Annotated in this window: 10 protein-coding genes; 3 read left to right on the forward strand and 7 right to left on the reverse strand. The window is 68.7% G+C overall.

Translation table 11 applies throughout. The features are described 5' to 3' along the window. Positions 1-16: 16 nt before the first annotated feature. Positions 17-1060, forward strand: a complete 1044-nt coding sequence (locus tag ACLQ7T_RS09280) for a LacI family DNA-binding transcriptional regulator (protein WP_420479212.1) — start codon at positions 17-19, stop codon at positions 1058-1060. 2 nt (positions 1061-1062) lie between these two features. Here the strand turns inward: ACLQ7T_RS09280 and ACLQ7T_RS09285 are convergent, their stop codons facing one another. Together ACLQ7T_RS09285 and ACLQ7T_RS09290 are read right to left on the reverse strand one after the other, a co-directional pair. Next, positions 1063-2688 carry an alpha-amylase family glycosyl hydrolase gene (locus ACLQ7T_RS09285; protein ID WP_420479213.1) on the reverse strand — a complete coding sequence of 542 codons (1626 nt, stop codon included), beginning with the start codon at positions 2686-2688 and terminating at the stop codon, positions 1063-1065. Between the two features lie 14 nt (positions 2689-2702). Continuing rightward, a complete protein-coding gene (locus tag ACLQ7T_RS09290) occupies positions 2703-4511 on the reverse strand; it encodes an alpha-amylase family glycosyl hydrolase (protein ID WP_420479174.1) in 1809 nt (602 codons plus the stop codon). 286 nt (positions 4512-4797) lie between these two features. Here ACLQ7T_RS09290 and ACLQ7T_RS09295 point away from each other — a divergent pair, with 286 nt between their 5' ends. Next, on the forward strand, positions 4798-7536 hold the full coding sequence (locus ACLQ7T_RS09295; RefSeq protein WP_420479175.1) for a TonB-dependent receptor: 2739 nt from the start codon (positions 4798-4800) through the stop codon (positions 7534-7536). Positions 7537-7723: 187 nt separating this feature from the next. After that, complete coding sequence (locus ACLQ7T_RS09300) at positions 7724-9247, forward strand: MFS transporter (RefSeq protein WP_420479176.1); 1524 nt, start codon at positions 7724-7726, stop codon at positions 9245-9247. A 93-nt stretch (positions 9248-9340) separates the two neighbouring features. Here the strand turns inward: ACLQ7T_RS09300 and ACLQ7T_RS09305 are convergent, their stop codons facing one another. The 5 genes from ACLQ7T_RS09305 to ACLQ7T_RS09325 form a co-directional block, all read right to left on the reverse strand. Further along, on the reverse strand, positions 9341-10852 hold the full coding sequence (locus tag ACLQ7T_RS09305; protein ID WP_420479177.1) for a tryptophan halogenase family protein: 1512 nt from the start codon (positions 10850-10852) through the stop codon (positions 9341-9343). Position 10853: 1 nt separating this feature from the next. Beyond that, complete coding sequence (locus ACLQ7T_RS09310) at positions 10854-12206, reverse strand: O-antigen ligase family protein (RefSeq protein ID WP_420479178.1); 1353 nt, start codon at positions 12204-12206, stop codon at positions 10854-10856. A gap of 40 nt (positions 12207-12246) precedes the next feature. Continuing rightward, a complete protein-coding gene (locus ACLQ7T_RS09315) occupies positions 12247-12471 on the reverse strand; it encodes a hypothetical protein (protein ID WP_420479179.1) in 225 nt (74 codons plus the stop codon). A gap of 143 nt (positions 12472-12614) precedes the next feature. Beyond that, positions 12615-13877: a tetratricopeptide repeat protein gene (locus ACLQ7T_RS09320; RefSeq protein WP_420479180.1), complete on the reverse strand. Its 1263-nt coding sequence runs from the start codon at positions 13875-13877 to the stop codon at positions 12615-12617. Next, positions 13874-16216 (reverse strand): GumC family protein, encoded by a 2343-nt coding sequence (locus ACLQ7T_RS09325; protein WP_420479181.1) that lies wholly within the window; start codon positions 16214-16216, stop codon positions 13874-13876. The genes ACLQ7T_RS09320 and ACLQ7T_RS09325 overlap by 4 nt, the downstream gene beginning before the upstream one ends. Positions 16217-16468: the final 252 nt, after the last annotated feature.

The following is a 16468-nucleotide window of genomic DNA, read 5'->3' on the forward strand; positions in this document are numbered from 1 at the left end:
CAAGGTTTGCAGCAAAATTTGCAGCCGTGAGTCCAGCCGGAGCCGTGACGTGAGCCGCCGAAACACCCGCCTTGAAGATCTGGCGAAGATGGCGGGCGTGTCGATCTCGACGGCCTCGCGGGCGCTGAACGACAGCCCGGCGGTCAACGCCCGGACCAAGCAGCTCATCTGGAAGCTGGCGCGCGAGCACGACTATCCGTTCCGCCGCTACATGCCCTCCGGCCCGGTCGGCGCCGACGGGGTGATCGCCCTGGTGACGCCGCGTCCGCAGGGGCGCGAGGGCCGGCTGAGCGACCCGTTCTTCCTGGAGCTGCTGGCCGGCGTCGGCGAGGCGGCGCGGGAGCGCGGCTGCGACGTCATCATGAGCCATTTCGCTCCGACCAGTTACGACGATCTGTCGGCGGCGATGAACACCCGCGCCGACGGCGTGATCTTTCTGGGGCAGTCCTTCCTGCACCAGAGCCTCAACCGGCTGGCCGAGACGGACGGGCGATTTGTCGTCTGGGGCGCCGAGATGCCCGATCAGGCCTATTGCTCGGTGGGCTCCGACAACCTGGCCGGCGGTCGCCGCGCGACGCGGCATCTGGCCCGGCTGGGGCGCAAGCGTATCGTCTTTCTGGGCGACCTCGATCCGCCCGAGGCCATGCAGCGGCATCGCGGCTACCTCGAGGCGCTCGAACAGACCGGACTGGGCATCGACCCGGACCTCATCATGGAGGCCCATTTCGAGGTCGAGTCCGCAGAGGCGTCGGTGGACGGCCTGATCCGACGGGGCGTGCAGTTCGACGGTATTGTCTGCGCCTCGGACCAGATCGCCCTGGGCGCCGTGCGCTCCCTGCTGCATGCGGGTCTGCGCGTGCCGGAGGACGTCTCCGTCATCGGCTTCGACAATGTGCCGTTCAGCCGCTATGCGCGCCCGGCGCTGTCGACCATCGCGCAGGACACGATGAAGGCCGGGCGTCTGCTGGTGTCCAAGCTGATCGACAACCCCGGCGATTCGGTCGGCCGTTCGGAACGCATTCCGACCGACCTGATCGTGCGCGAGAGCTGCGGCGGCTGACGTCATCCGGGCTCGCCCGTCAGCACCAGTCCGGCGAGCGGCGCGAGCGTTCCGGCGGAGCCGGCCTCGACGTTGACCGACTCGACCACGCGCCAGCCGGACGGCGCCGTCCAGTCGACCTCGGCGTGGCCGAGGTTGAACACGCACAGCAGGGCTTCGCCGTCGAGACTCCGTTCGAACGCCACCACGCCCTCGGGCGCGTCCAGCATCTTCAGCGCGCCGCGGGACAGCGCCGCGTGCGCCTTCCGCGTGGCGATCAGCCGACGGGTGGTGTGCAGCATCGAACGCGGATCGACCTCCTGCGCATCCACCGCCAGAGCGGCATGGCGCGGATCAACGGGGAGCCAGGGCTCGACCGTCGAGAAGCCGGCGAAGGGCGCGGAAGCGGCCCAGGGCATCGGGGTGCGGGCGCCGTCGCGGCCGAGCGTCTGGGGCCAGTTGGCGATGGCCTCGGGATCGACCAGACGGTCGAACGGCACCTCGCCCTGCGGCAGGCCCAGCTCCTCGCCGTAGTAGACGAAGACGTTGCCGCGCAGGCACATCAGAAGCAGCATCGCCATTTCGGCGACGGCGTGCAGGTCGCGGTCCTCGGCCCAGCGCGAGATGGCGCGCGGGGCGTCGTGATTCGAGAAGGTCCAGGACGGCCAGCCCTGACCGGGACGTCCGTCCCAGGTCGCCGCGGCCTGTTGCAGCATCTCGCGGCGGAGCGCCGGGGCGTAGAGGTAGAGGAAGCCGTAGGCGCTGTTCAGCCGGTCGTCGTCGGCGGTGAAGGCCTGCATCTCGCGTTCGGCGTGATCGCCGCCGACCTCGGCCACGCTGAACCGGCCGCCGTAGCTGTCGGTCAGGGCCCGGATGCGCTTCAGGAAGTCGGCGATCTGGGGCTGGCTCTGGTTGTGGATCTTGTCCTGGAAGTCGAACGGCCGGGTGCGTTTGCCGCCCGCGGGCAGGGGCGGATTGTCGGTCAGCTTCGGATCGTGCATCGAGAAGTTGATGGCGTCGAAGCGGAATCCGTCGACCCCCCGATCCAGCCAGAAGCGGGCGACGTCCAGCAAGGCCTCCTGAACGACCGGGTTGTGCACGTTCAACTGGGGTTGCTCGGGCAGGAAGTTGTGCATGTAGTACTGGCCGCGGCGGGCGTCCCAGGTCCAGGCCGGGCCGCCGAAAACGGACTGCCAGTTGGACGGCGGCGAGCCGTCGGGCCTCGCGTCAGCCCAGACGTACCAGTCGGCGTGCTCGCCGGTCCGGCTCTGGCGGCTGTCGCGGAACCACGGATGTTCTTCCGAGGTATGGGAGAAGACCAGATCGATGATGATCCGCAGGCCCAGCCGGTGCGCCTTCTCGATCAGGGCCTCGAAGGCGGAGAGGTCGCCGAAGATCGGGTCCACGTCGCAGTAGTCGGCCACGTCGTAGCCGAAGTCCTTCATGGGCGAGGTGAAGAAGGGGCTCAGCCACACGGCGTCGACGCCGAGGGAGGCGATATGCTCAAGGTGCGCGGTCACGCCGTTCAGGTCGCCGACGCCGTCGCCGTTGGTGTCGGCGAAGCTGCGCGGATAGACCTGATAGATGACGGCGCCGCGCCACCATTCGGCGGCGTCGACGGCGGCGTCAGCGGCGGGCTGTTCAAGCATCTGGGCGGTCACACTCAACCTTCGGAAACGCAGACAAGATAGCCCAGGGCGGGCACGGAAACGGACAGGACGCCGGGCGCGGCCTCGCGGGTGGGGCAGGCGCCGAGGAGCGCGCGCCAACGCGTGGAGCCGGTCTCGACCGGCACATTGACGTCGCGCGCTTCGGTGGAGGTGTTGAACACCACCAGGGTCTCGCCCGTGTCATCAAGTCTTGAAACAGCCAGGACGCCCGGGGTCTGGTCCGCGATGCGGACCGCGACGCGGCCGTGGCGCAGACGGGCGTCCGCGGCGCGGACGCGGGTCAGTTCGGCCAGTCGCCGGTACATGTCGGCGTCGGTGTCGTAGGCGCCCGAGGCCCGTCCGATGCGGCGATCGTCCGCGTAGGAGGCGGTGCGGGTCTCGAACAGGTCCTGACGTGAGCGGCGGTCGTCGCCGTCACCGGTGAAGCCCTGCTCGTCGCCGTAGTAGATGACCGGGACGCCACGCCCCAGGAGGACGAGGGCGTAGGCCAGGGTGGTCCGCTCCAGCAGTTCGCCGTCGCTGATGTCCGGCCGGGCCTTCAGGATCAGGTGGCCGATCCGGCCCATGTCGTGGTTGCCGGTGAAGGTCGGCAGGCGGCGGGCGGTTTCGACGCCGCCCGCGTAGACGGCGTCCTCCATCAGCAGATAGCCCATGCGGTCCGGGGCCGAGGCGCCGGTGACCAGGTGCTCGACGGTCTGCTGATAGGCGAAGTCCAGAACTGTAGGCAGGCCGTCGACGACGGTGTGCATGGCCGCCGTGCCGGTCTGGAAATCGAAGGTCTCGCCGAAGATGTGGAAGTTCGGAATGCCGCGGGCGCGGGCCCTTTCGAGGATGGCGGGGACGAAGGCCTGCCAGAACTCCGGATTGACGTGGCGGGCGGTGTCGATGCGGTAGCCGTCGATTCCGTACCGGTCGATCCAGTCGCCGTAGAGATCGATGAAGCCCTGCACCACGCGCGGATGCTCGGTGAACAGGTCATCCAGACCGGCGAAGTCGCCGTCCAGGCGGGCCTCGCTGTACCAGGCGCTGTTGCCCCGGTTGTGGTAGAGGCTGACGTCGTTCAGCCAGGCCGGGGCCTTGAGGACTTCCTCTCCCGCCGGGATGTAGGGCGTGTAGGCGTAGTCCGGCCGGGTCAGGGTCGAGAAGTCCGAGCCGGCCGCGCCGGTGAAGCCCGGGTTGATCGCCGCGCCGTCCAGTCCGCCGCGGCGCTGGTAGGGATAGTCCCCCCGCCAGCGGTAATCGCAGTCGTTCGCGGGGCACTCCCGATAGCGGATGACGTCGGCGGTGTGGTTGATGACGATGTCCAGATAGACCTTCATCCCGCGCGCGTGGGCGGCCTCGACAAGGTCACGGAAGTCTTCGTTGGTCCCGAAATGCGGGTCCACCCGGGTGAAGTCGGTGATCCAGTAGCCGTGGTAGGCCGCGCTTTCGTGTCCGGGCGGACCCTGCACCGGCTTGTTGGCGAATACGGGGGCGATCCACAGGGCTGTGACGCCCAGGCCCTGGATGTAGTCCAGACGCTCCGTCAGGCCGCGCAGGTCGCCGCCATGGTAGAAGCCGGGGTCGGTCGGGTCATAGCCGGTGACCAGCCGATCGCCGGTCAGGCCGCCGGAGTCGTTCGCGGCATCGCCGTTGGCGAACCGGTCCGGCAGCAGGAAATAGATGACCTCATCTTCCGGCGGGCGCTGCCGCAGGGCGTCCGCGGAGGGGGTCTGGGCGGTCGCAGCGCCCGCGGCAGCGGCCAGAATCGCCGAAAGCAGGAGTGTACGGGCGGTGCGTGGCCGCCGGCGCCGTCTGTCCATGCTGCATCCTCCCGTGTCCGCGAACGGCGTGGCTCGCTGGATCAGTTTGCAAGATTTTGCAGCCGATCGGGCGCATGTCAATCCGCCCATTTGACCGGGCCAAATTGCGGCGCTGCAAGGCCAAAGGCTTTTGTGCATCGCAGCATGGAGGGGCGCAGCCGTCACATTTCGAACACGGATCGGCGTTCGCTGCGGCCGAGGTGCTTGCAAGCCTGCTCAAAGTTTGCATTACTTTGCGGTAATGCCGGACGCTTCGACAGAAGGCGCCGGTTCTGGGAGGAATGAGATGAACACCCGTATGACCCGGCGTGCGCGCCTTCTCGGCGGAGCGGCCATCGGCGCCGTGGCCATGCTGGCCTTCGCCAACACTGCGTCGGCCCAGTCCGCGCAGGACGAACCGACCGAAATCGACGAGGTCGTCGTGACCGGCATCCGGTCGGCGATCGAAAGCTCGATCGCGACCAAGCGGAACGAAACCTCGATCGTCGAGGTCGTCACCGCCGAAGACATCGGCAAGCTGCCGGACGTCTCGATCGCGGAATCGCTGGGACGTCTGCCCGGCCTGACCACCCAGCGCCTCGACGGCCGCAGCCAGGTGATCTCGATCCGCGGCCTGGGCCCGGACTTCACCACGGCCTTGCTGAACGGCCGCGAACAGGTCTCGACCGGCGACAACCGCGGCGTCGAGTTCGACCAGTATCCTTCGGAGCTGCTGGGCAGCGTGGTGGTTTACAAGACCCCCGACGGGGCCCTGATCGGTCAGGGTCTGGCCGGCACCGCCGACCTGCGCGTCATCCGCCCGCTGGAGTACGGCCGCCAGACCCTGGCGATGAACCTGCGCTACGAGCTGAACGACATGGGCGCGCTGAACGCGGGCTCGACCGACCACGGCGTCCGTTACAGCGTCTCCTACATTGACCAGTTCGCCGACGACACCATCGGCCTGGTGCTGGGCTACGCCCACATCGAGTCGCCCTACCAGTCCGAGCGCTTCAACGCCTGGGGCTATCCGGAAGTCAGCGGCGGCGGCCCGCGCGTCATCGGCGGCGCCAAGCCCTATGTGATGTCGAGCGAGCTTGAGCGCGACGGCTACGTCGGTGTTCTCGAGCTGCGCCCGAACGAGCGTCTGCACATGACGTTCGACGCCTTCTACTCGACCTTCGACAACAGCCAGATCCTGCGCGGCATCGAGCTGCCGCTGTTCTGGTCGTCGGCGACCCTGCAGCCGGGCTACACCGTCGAGGACGGCATGGTCACCGAGGGGACCTACACCGGCGTGAAGGGGGTGGTCCGCAACGACGTGAACACCCGCGAAAGCACCATGATGTCGCTGGGCTGGAACACCGAGGTGTACGTCAGCGAGAACGTCACCCTGAGCGCCGACGTCAACTATTCGAACGTCGACCGCACCGACCAGATCCTCGAGACCTACGCCGGCACCGGCCGCGGTCCGCTGGGCGCGACGGACACGATCCAGTTCCGCACCGGCGACGACATCACCCGCTTCTCCCCGACCCTGGACTACGGCGACTTCAACCTGATCCGCCTGACCAGCCCGCAGGGCTGGGGCGGCGACGTGATCCCGGGCGGCCAGGACGGCTATCTGAACAGCCCGTCGGTCAGCGACGAAATGGCCGGCATCCGCATGGCGCTGGACGCCAATGTCGACTGGGGTCCGGTGTCGGCCATCGAGGTCGGCTTCTACCGCTCGCAGCGCGAGAAGGAACTGGTCAACGACCAGTGGTTCCTCGCGGTCCCGGGCGGCGCCTCGGCGGTGGTTCCGGTCGAGTTCCGCCTCGAGCCGACCTCGCTGGACTACCTCGGCATCCCGCGGATGATCAGCTACGACGCCCTCGGCCTGGTCCAGAGCGGTTTCTACAACATGGTCCGCAACCCGAACGCCGACGTGCGCGCGGGCAACTGGTACGTCGAGGAAAAGGTCTTCACCCCGTTCGTGAAGCTGAGCCTCGACACCGAGATGTTCGGCATGCCGCTGACCGGTAATTTCGGGATCCAGGCGACCCACACCGAGCAGCACTCGGACGGCTTCGCCGCCCGCCAGCTCGGCACGGGCATCTCGGAATCGATCGCCGTCTCGGGCGGCGACGACTACTGGGAGCTGCTGCCCAGCGCCAACCTGATCTTCGAGGTCGGCGACCAGCGCTTCCTGCGCGTGTCGGCCGCCCGCACCATGGCCCGTCCCCGGATGGACCAGATGCGCGCCAGCCGGACCTTCAGCTACAACGCGGCGCTGGATGATCCGTCCAACCCGCTGCCCAACTTCCCGGTCTATGATCCGTCGAACCCGCCCTTCACCGGCGGCGGCGGCAACCCGGAACTGCGTCCGTGGCTGGCCAACGTCTTCGACCTGTCGTTCGAGCAGTATTTCGGTCGCTCGGCCTACGTCTCGCTGGCAGTCTTCTACAAGGACCTGGAGACCTACGTTTACGACCGCACGACCCAGGTCGACTTCACCGGCTACCCGCCCACCGGCGCGGTCTACCGGATCGGCAACTACACCCGTCCGGAAAACGGCGAGGGCGGCGAGATCTACGGCGCCGAGTTCACCGTCTCCACGCCGTTCGACTTCATCTCGCCCTGGCTGGAAGGCTTCGGCGGCCAGTTCTCGATCTCGCAGACCGAGAGCAGCATCCAGCCGGATCCGGGCAACCCGGCCACGCCCATCCCGGGCCTGTCGGAAACCGTCGCCAACCTGACGCTGTACTATGAACGGGACGGCTTCCAGGCGCGTGTCTCGAACCGCTACCGCTCGGAATTCCTGGGCGAGGTCGCGGGCTTCGGCAACGGACGCACCCTGCGTCAGGTCGGGGCGGAGAACATCGTCGACGCGCAGATCGGCTACCAGTTCGAGTCGGGCCCGCTGGAAGGCCTGTCCTTCCTGGCCCAGGTCAACAACGCCACCGACGAGCCCTTCTACACCTATGAGGCGGGCGATGAGCGTCGCGTGATCGACCACCAGTCCTACGGCCGGACCTTCCTGTTCGGAATCAATTACCGCTACTGATCTCCCAACCGGTCAGCAGCCTCCAGGGCCACCCGGTCTCCCCGGGTGGCCCTTTTTTGCGCGCGGTTTGCTCCGCACGCGCCCACTTTTGGTTACGGATTTCCTCAAATCGCTGGACGCGGGGCCGCGCGGGTGGAACCAAGGTTTCAAAGGCCGTGCTGTTGGAACGCCGGCCATGGGGAGTGAGATGACAGATCACCAGCAGACCTCTGCGAAGGGGCTTGGTACCGCCTTCGCCTATGTGACCACCCTGTTCTTCGCCTGGGGCTTCGCCACCTCGCTGATCGATCCGCTGATCGCGGCGGTGAAGGGGGTCTTCGAGCTGAACTTCACCGAGGCCCTGCTGACGCAGTTCGCCTGGTTCACCGCCTACGGGATCGTCTCCCTGCCGGCCGCCGCCGTGCTGGCCAGGCTGGGCTACGCCCGGTCGATCGTCGGCGCCCTGGCGGTGATGGTGCTGGGCGCCCTGATCGTGCCGCTGTCGACCGTCCTCGACTTCTATCCCGGCGTGCTGGTGGCCCTGTTCGTCATCGCCGCGGGCGTGACCCTGCTGCAGGTGGCCGCCAACCCGCTGGCCGCCTCGCTGGGAACGCCGAAGGGCTCGCATTTCCGTCTGGTGTTCTCACAGGCCTTCAACTCCCTGGGCACGGTCGTCGGCCCGCTGCTGGGCGCCACCGTCATGCTCTCGGGCGGCATCTTCGCCGTGGGCGGGGTCAGCGCCCTGGCCTCGCCGACCGCCCTGCTGCTGATCCTTCTGGGCGTGGGCATCGGTCTGGTCGCCGGCGCCCTGGTCGGCGCCCTGCGGCGCGACATCAAGGGCTGGCTGGCCGTCGGGGCCGCGATCGGTCTGGTGATCGGCTGGGTCGTCTTCCTGCATAACTACATCGGCAGCATGGGCGCCTACGCCGCCGCCGTGGGGCCCGAGACCGCCCCGGCCGAAACCGCGGCCGCTGTCATCGACCCGGCCGCCCGCGCCGCGACCCTGCGCAACATCGACACCGTCTTCATCGGTCTGGCCGTCTTCTTCGGCCTGCTGGGCGTCTTCATCTGGAGCGTCCGCAAGCGTCTGACCGCCGCGAGCGCCGCCGCTTCGGCCGAGACCCCCGGCTCGCCGCTGAAGGCCCTGAGCTCGGGCTGGGCCCTGTTCGGCGCCCTGGCCATCTTCGTCTACGTCGGCTCGGAAGTGACCGTCGGCAGCCTGATGACCAACTTCCTGCACTCGGAGGGCGCCCTGGGCCTGCCGATCCACGATGCGGGCCGTCTCGTCGCCCTGTACTGGGCCGGCGCCCTGATGGGCCGCTTCGCGGGCAGCGCCCTGCTGACCCGCATTCCGGCCGGCTGGCTGCTGGCGGTCTGCACCGCCGCCGCCGCCCTGCTGTGCGCGATCGTCACCCAGACCGGCGGAGTGAACGCCGCCTTCGCCGCCCTGCTGATCGGCCTGTTCAACTCGGTCATGTTCCCGGCGATCTTCACCCTGACGCTGGAGCGGTCTTCGGCCCCGGCCTCGGCGACCTCCGGCCTGCTGTGCATGGCCATCATCGGGGGCGCCATCCTGCCGCTGCTGGGCGGCTGGATGGCCGACACGGCCGGTCTGAACCTGGCCTTCGTCATCCCGCTGGCCGGCTACGTCATCCTGACGATCTTCGCCATCGCCGCGGCGCGGGTGAAGGTGAAGAATGCGGACGCCGTCGCGGCGCCGGGCGGTCACTGATCGCCTGACGTTGTCACTGTGAACGGACGGAGGGCCGCCGGGGGAGACCCCGGCGGCCCTTCCGCATTCCGGGGCGGGGTGTACGGATCGGGCTCAGGCGTCGTCGGCCCACATCCCCCGGGCCTTCAGCCAGGCCTCGTGGTCCGGAAGAGCCGCCACGGTCCGGGCCAGGCCGTCGGACAGCTGGCGCAGGCCCGCCGCCGTCCGCGCGGTGTCGCGCCAGGCGTAGAGGGGGCTGGCGCCGCGGGGGGTGACGCCCTGTCCGTACATGACGGCCAGCCACGAGCCCTGGCTGAAGTATTCGTCGGCGTGGACCTGGAACAGCATGCCGCGATCCCGGAACATCTCGACCCGTTCGCTCAGGGACCCGGGCACGGGCATCGCCGCCACCTGCCGCCAGAACGGCGAGTCGTCCCGCTGTGTCGCGTGGTAGTGCAGGATCACGAAGTCGCGGACCAGTTCGACCTCGCGGCCCATGCGGGCGTTGTAGGTCTCGATGTTGACCGGGCTGAACCCGGTGTCCGGGAAATGCTGGAGCAGCCGGTAGATGCCCGACTGGACCAGATGGATGCTGGTGGATTCCAGGGGCTCGATAAAGCCGCTGGACAGGCCTAGGGCCACGACGTTCCGGTCCCAGTATTTGCGGCGGCGGCCGGTGACGAAGCGCAGGGGGCGGGGCTCGGCCAGGGGCTCGCCGTCGAGGTTGGCCAGCAGGGTCTCCCGCGCCCGGTCGTCGTCGATGTGGTCCGAGCAATAGACGTAGCCGTTGCCCGTGCGGTGCTGCAGCTCGATCCGCCACTGCCAGCCGGCTTCGAGGGCGGTGGAGGTGGTGTAGGGCGTCGCCGGGCCGACGCGGGCGCAGGGCACGGCCATGGCGCGGTTGACCGGAAGCCAGTGGGACCAGTCCTCGTAACCCGCCTTCAGCGCCCCCTCGATCAGAAGGCCCCGGAAGCCCGAGCAGTCGATGAACAGGTCCGCCGACAGACTGCGGCCGTCCTCAAGGGTGACGCTCGCGACGAAGCCGTCGTCGGGGCGCTGGACGACCTCGACCACCTTGCCCTCGACCCGCTCGACCCCGCGCTCCTCGCAGACCCGGCGCAGATACCGGGCGTAGAGACCCGCATCGAAATGATAGGCGGTGAAGAGGGTGTGGAGCGGCGACCGCGGGTCGGGATCGCGGGCCCCGGCCTTGCCGGCCGCCATGGCGCGCGCGCAGACCGAATAGTCCCAGAGGTCGGTCGGCGCTCCGGCGTGGTTCTGGGCCAGCCAGACCTGGTTGAAGTCACCGAGAGTCGGGCCGGGTCCGAAGGTGCCGAACGGATGGGCGTAGGCGCTCCCGAGCCTGCCCCAGTCCCTGAACAGGATGCCCAGTTTCAGGGTGGCGCGGGTCTCGCGCATGAACTCGGCCTCGTCCAGTCCGATCAGGCCGTTGAAGTCGCGGATAGGCGGCACGGTCGCCTCGCCGACGCCGACGATGCCGATGTCGTCCGATTCGACGAGGGTGACCCGTGCGTGCGGCCCCAGCGTGCGCTGCAGGGCGGCGGCGGCCATCCAGCCGGCCGTGCCGCCGCCCACGATCAGGATGCGGCGGATCGGCTCGGCCACGTCAGGCCCGTTCCCGGTCCGTGGGCTGGCCCGCCTTCTCGAGAATGGCGACGCAGAGGGCGAACAGAACGGCCAGGGCGGCCGTGCGCAGCGGATAGTCGACGCCCGAGTGCACCAGCATCACCAGAAGGGCGATGCTGGCCGCGCGCTGGAGATCCCGTTCACGTGAGGGTCCGGCTCGCCAGGCGGCCCAGACGCGTCGCCCGTACCAGATCAGGAAGGCGATGATCAGGGCGGCGCCGAACCAGCCGGCCTCCAGCCAGGTCTCCAGGTATTCGTTGTGGGCGTGGTTGAAGAAGGTGGGGTCGAGCTTGTCGACGGGCTCGACGGACCGGTAGACGGCGTCGAAGCTGCCGATGCCCGAGCCGACCGGCAGCCAGCTGTCGGCGGCCGAAGCCACGATCGGCCAGCCCTCGAAGCGGCCTTCCGGCGCAGACTGAACGTCGAAGCGGGCGAGGATCGGGGGCAGGGCGAGAATCGCCACCGCGCCGATGGCGGCGGCGATGCCGGCGGTCAGGGCGATCAGGCCGGGACCCGGACGACCGCGGCCGGCGGCGATCCAGGCGGCCAGAAGGCTGGCGACGGCGATCGGACCGAACAGGATGACGCCGGCCCGCGACCGGATGGCGGCCAGCCCGACCACTACCAGCCCCATGAACAAGGCGCCGAACCACAGGGGCAGGCGCTGATCCGTGCGGCGGCGCAGGACGCTGGCGCCGAAGACGGCGGCGAACGGGAGGCAGGAGAGAAGAAGGGTGGCCAGATGGTTCCGGTTGGCGAAGAACCCCGTCACCGAGCCCGCGGCGGTGGTGGCCCAGAGATAGAAGCGGGTGTCGCCGCTGCCGAGTTGCAGGGCGCCGAGGAGGACGGAGAGGACCGCGGCGCCCAGGTAGAAAGCGATCATCCGGGCGGTCTGGGCGTGGGTTGCGCTGAGCACGGCCAGGATCATCGCCATCGGCGGCAGGAGCGCGAGCACGGACTGCCAGGTGAGGTCCGGCGTGACGGTGAGGGGCGTCCAGCCCGGTTGCAGGCCTGCCAGTTCGAGCGCCAGCACCATTTCGCTGCGCCCCGGCAGGCCGGTCCACAGGAAGGGCGGGAGGGGGATGAGCTGGATCAGGGGGAGGGCGGTGACGGCCCCGAGCAGCATCAGGGCGAATTTGTGGGTCTTCCAGGCGCCGGATTGCAGCAGCCGCGAGGCGCTGATGACCAGAAGCGGAAGGGCGGCCAGTTCCACCAGAGCCAGCCGCAGCGCGTGTTCACGGCTGGCGCCGCCGAACACAAACGAAAGGGCCAGCAGGACCGCTGCGGCAATCGCCACAGCATCCCACTGGCCCTTCAAACCTTTTATCGGCACGCGTTACGACTCCGCGAGGCGCAGCGCGAACCGGGTTTGCTTAGTCGCTTTCCGAGTCGTCGTCGGCGGCGACGACAACGGTCGCGATGATGACGGCAGTGCCGATCAGAAGCACCGGCAGCGGAATGCCGTCGAATTCCGACGAAGCGTCGGCGCGAGCGCCCACGCGGTCGCCAACGCGAGCGGTGGCGGTGGTGTTGGCGGCGGCGGCTTGGCCAGCCACGAGCAGCAGGCCGGCCGTTACAGCGGCGATGGTCTTACGCATGCTAATCCCCTTCAAGACAGGTTTTGGTACGGGCTGGCCCGCGACGTATCGAGAATGGGTATAGGCGGCGAAGGTTTCCAAATCAATATGATTCCGGCGCCCGGTGATGCAATTCAGCCACCTTTTCAAAAGGACGGCCGGCGTCAGGAGATCGGGGTCACCGCGATCCTGTCGAGCCAGACCGCGGTCCTTGAACGCGTATCGCCGGCGCGGGTTTCGATCCCCAGCCACTGGGCGCGACAGCCCGCCGGGACAGTGAAATCGGCGCTGAACGGCGTCCAGACCTGCGATCCGGGCGCGGCGGCCGGGGCCGAGAGGATGATCAGATCGCCCGGAGCGCAGGTCAGGGTCAGCGCCAGCCGCTTGGCGGGCTCGCCCTCCTCGGTCCGCGATTCCGCGCTGAGCCGATAGCGGCCGGGCGACAGGAACATCAGTTGCTCGGCGATCCGCGAGGCCGAATAGCCGTCATAATCGATCCGCAGGGCGGGGTCGGCCGGACGAACATCGTCGGGAACGATCTCGGCGACCACCCCGGCGTCCTGGGCCAGCCGCCACTGGAACGGCGCGGGCGCCGAATCGTCGCCGAAGCCGCCGTTGGTCACCAGATGGGCCACGGACGGCCGGTTCAGGCGGGCGCGCACGACCCGCACCGCCTCGATCTGTCCCTTCTCCATCAGCTGGATGTAGAGCTGGTAGAGTTCGGTGTTGTTCAGCGGCGCGCGGCTTTTCTCCAGCAGAACCGCCAGGTTGATGGCGACCTGCAGCCCCGCGACGTCGCCGTACAGGGTGTCCAGATAGGCCTGGCGCCAGGGCGGATTGGCCTCCATCAGCGCGGCGATCCGGGGCAGGGCGCGCTGCTGGTCCAGGGTGGCCGCGGTGGTGAACAGGCTGAAAATCCGGGGCCGGATATCCTCCCGGCGACGCACGAGGGTGTCGGCATGGGCGAAGGCGGACGTGTAGTCGCCCTGGGTCAGCCGGTGATTCATCAGCCAGGCGTGAGCCGGGTCGTCCCGCAGGCTCCAGTTCCCCGCCAGGGTCAGGATGTCGTCGGCGGCGGCGTCCCGGCCGGCCTCGGCCTCGGTCAGGCCGACCACGCGCAGGGCCCGCACGTCAAAGGGCGACCGCGCGACCGCTTCGCGCGCCAGATCCGCCGCCTGGGCGTAGCGGCGAGGGTTGTTGTCCTTGCGACCCGCCGCGAACTCGCTTTCGGCGACGCGGCGCAGGGCCAGGGGAGAGGTCGGGGCGAGGCGGAAGGCGATCTCGCCCGGGCCGCGCTGGATCAGCGGCTGGATCGCGACCTGCCAGGCCAGCACCACGCCGAGCGCGGTCAGGCCCCAGGTGGCGATCTCCGACGCGCGGCCCTTGTTCCGGGCCGGCGTGGCGGGACGATCCGCCTGCGCCTTCACCCCTTCTTGCCCTTCTTGGCGGGCGCAGCCTCGGCTTCCGCGCCGTAATTATAGTCGTACGCGTAGTCGTAGCCGCCGTAGCTGGCCGTTTTTGCGTTGAACTTGGTCAGGACGGCGCCGAGCAGACGGGCGCGGCCCATCTTCAGCCGACGCAGGGCGCCGCGCGCCTGTCCACGGCGCGTGCCGCGCGATTCCAGCACGAAGAGAACGCCGCCGACGGTGGCCGCCAGAAGCGGGGAGTCGGCGAAGCCCAGGACGGGCGGCCCGTCGACCACCACATGGTCGAAGCTGGCGCCGGCGTCGTTGAGGAATTGCCGCAGGCGGTCACCGCCCCACAGTTCCGCAGGATTGGGCGGAAGGGGACCGCACGGAATGAAGAACAGATTGTCCTGGCGGGTCCGCTGGGTGACCGAGGCGAGATCGGTGGAGCCCGACAGCAGATTGCTCATCCCGCGCTCATTCTCCACGCCGACGACGCGGTGCATGGACGGGTTGCGCAGATCGCCGTCGATCAGCAGCACCCGCTTGCCGACCCGGGCAAGGTTGAGGGCGACCGCATAGGCGGTGGTCGACTTGCCTTCGGCGGGGCGGGCCGAAGAGACCAGCAGACTGGCCGGGGCCCCGTTCGGAGTGGAGAACTGAAGCGCGGTCCTGAGGGAGTAATAGGCTTCGGAGAAGCCGGACCGGATGTCCATCAGGGCGGCGGCGGTCGTCTGTCCCTTGTCCAGCAACGGAACGACGCCGAGCACCGGAACGCCGAGCTTCTTCTCGACGTCGTCCGGCGTGGCGAGGGTTTCGTCCAGGGCTTCCAGAACCAGGGCCGAGACCACGCCGATGCCCAGGCCGAAGATGGCGGCGAGGGCCAGATTGATCAGCATGTTGGGCTTGGACGGCGCCGACGGCGGGGTGGCGTTGTCGACGATGGAGATGTTGTTGGCGGTCACATTGCCGGTGACGCCGACTTCCTTGTAGCGCTGGAGCAGGCCCTCGTAGAGCGTCCGGGTCGTGTCCAGTTCACGTTGCAGGATGTTGTACTGGATCGAGCGGTCCCGCAGGTCGAGCACATCGCCCTTGAGGCTGTCCACCTGGGCCTGGAGCGAGCGCTCCTGGTTGGCGGCGACCACATACTGGCTCTGGATCGAGGCGCGGATATTGGTGGCCAGCGCCCGGACCTGACCGTCGATCTCTGTGATCTGGCCGCGCAGGCGAACCATCTCGGGATAGTCGGCCTGATAGATGCTGGACTTCTGCTGGTACTCCGCTTCCAGCTGGGCGCGCTGCTCGCCGAGACGCTGGATCGACGGATTTTGCAGGACCTCGGGGAGGGTCATGACCTCCGCCGTCCGGGCCGAGCGCCAGCGTTCCTCGGCCGCCACGCGCGCGGCGCGGGCCTCGGCCAGGGAGGCGTTCAGCGCCACGAGGTTGTTCGAGGCCAGCGACTGCGAGCTGCCCGCGGAACCGGCGCCGCCCTCGCTGGGCTCGCCGACGTTGATGATCTGCTGGTTGGCGGCGTAGGCGACGAGCTGGCGCTCGGCTTCCTCGAGCCGTCCCTTGGTCTGGGCGATCCGCTCTTCCAGGAACTCACGGGCGTAGGCCGAGGACTGGAATTTCCGGTCCAGGTTGGCCTGTATGAAGTTTTCGGAGAAGCCGTTGGCGACGCGGGCGGCGACGACCGGGTCCGGGTTGTCGAAGCCGACGGACACGAGGCGGGAGCCGCGGACCGGCGTGACGCTGAGGTTGTCCTGCACATATTCGAGCGCCGCATTGCGACGGCGCTCGGCCTTGACGGCGGCGGAGCCGTCGCCTTCGGGCGGAGCCACGCCCAGGTTGGTCAGAGCCTGGTCCGAGCTGGCCAGACCAAGGCTTTCGACCACCCGCTCGGCCAGCGAGCGGCTGCGCAGCAGGCCGTACTGCGTCTGGAAGAACTCCTCGCCTTGCGCCATGCTTTCGCGCGGGCTGACGTCCTCGGAAGAGTTGAAGATGCGGGCGGCTTCGCGGTCGATCTGCAGCGTGGCCTGGGCGGTGTAGATCGGGGTCATCAGCAGGGTCAGGGCCGCGCCGATGGCCAGGGCCGCCAGGAAGCAGCCGATGATCAGGATCCGGTGCTTGATCGCCAGTCGCCAGTAGGCGCCGAGGTCGAAGACCGGCGGTTCCTCGGCGGTATCCGACCAGACGCCCTGCTGCGCCTCGTTGTAGGCGGCCTCGCCGAAATCGCCCGACGCGCGGCCGTGCCGCGGGTTGCGCTCGTCAGCGAAGTGATTGTCGCCCAGCATCATGCCATCCGTCAGAACGTGGCGGACGAGGCCGCCGGTCGAGAAGTCTTCGGGCTGATACCGCAAAGCCCTACACCACGCACACGAATTCGAGCGCGTGGTCCCGCCGCCATGTCGCGGGCGCGGCCCCTTCGGGTCAAGCGTTGTCTTGGGGTCGGTCCGGGGAGGTGACGACGCGACGCGACGGGCCGTGAACGGTCCTGAAGGCCGTCGAAGGACTGACTTCGCTATAGAGTCCCGCCCCTCGTCCGGCGTATGGAGCCGCCGGTGCGGGCCGGGACACAGGTTGTTCCGGAAGGCGTGGGTTCATCACACGTA

It is taken from the genome of Brevundimonas sediminis, from assembly GCF_048799765.1.
Classification (GTDB): Bacteria; Pseudomonadota; Alphaproteobacteria; order Caulobacterales; family Caulobacteraceae; genus Brevundimonas.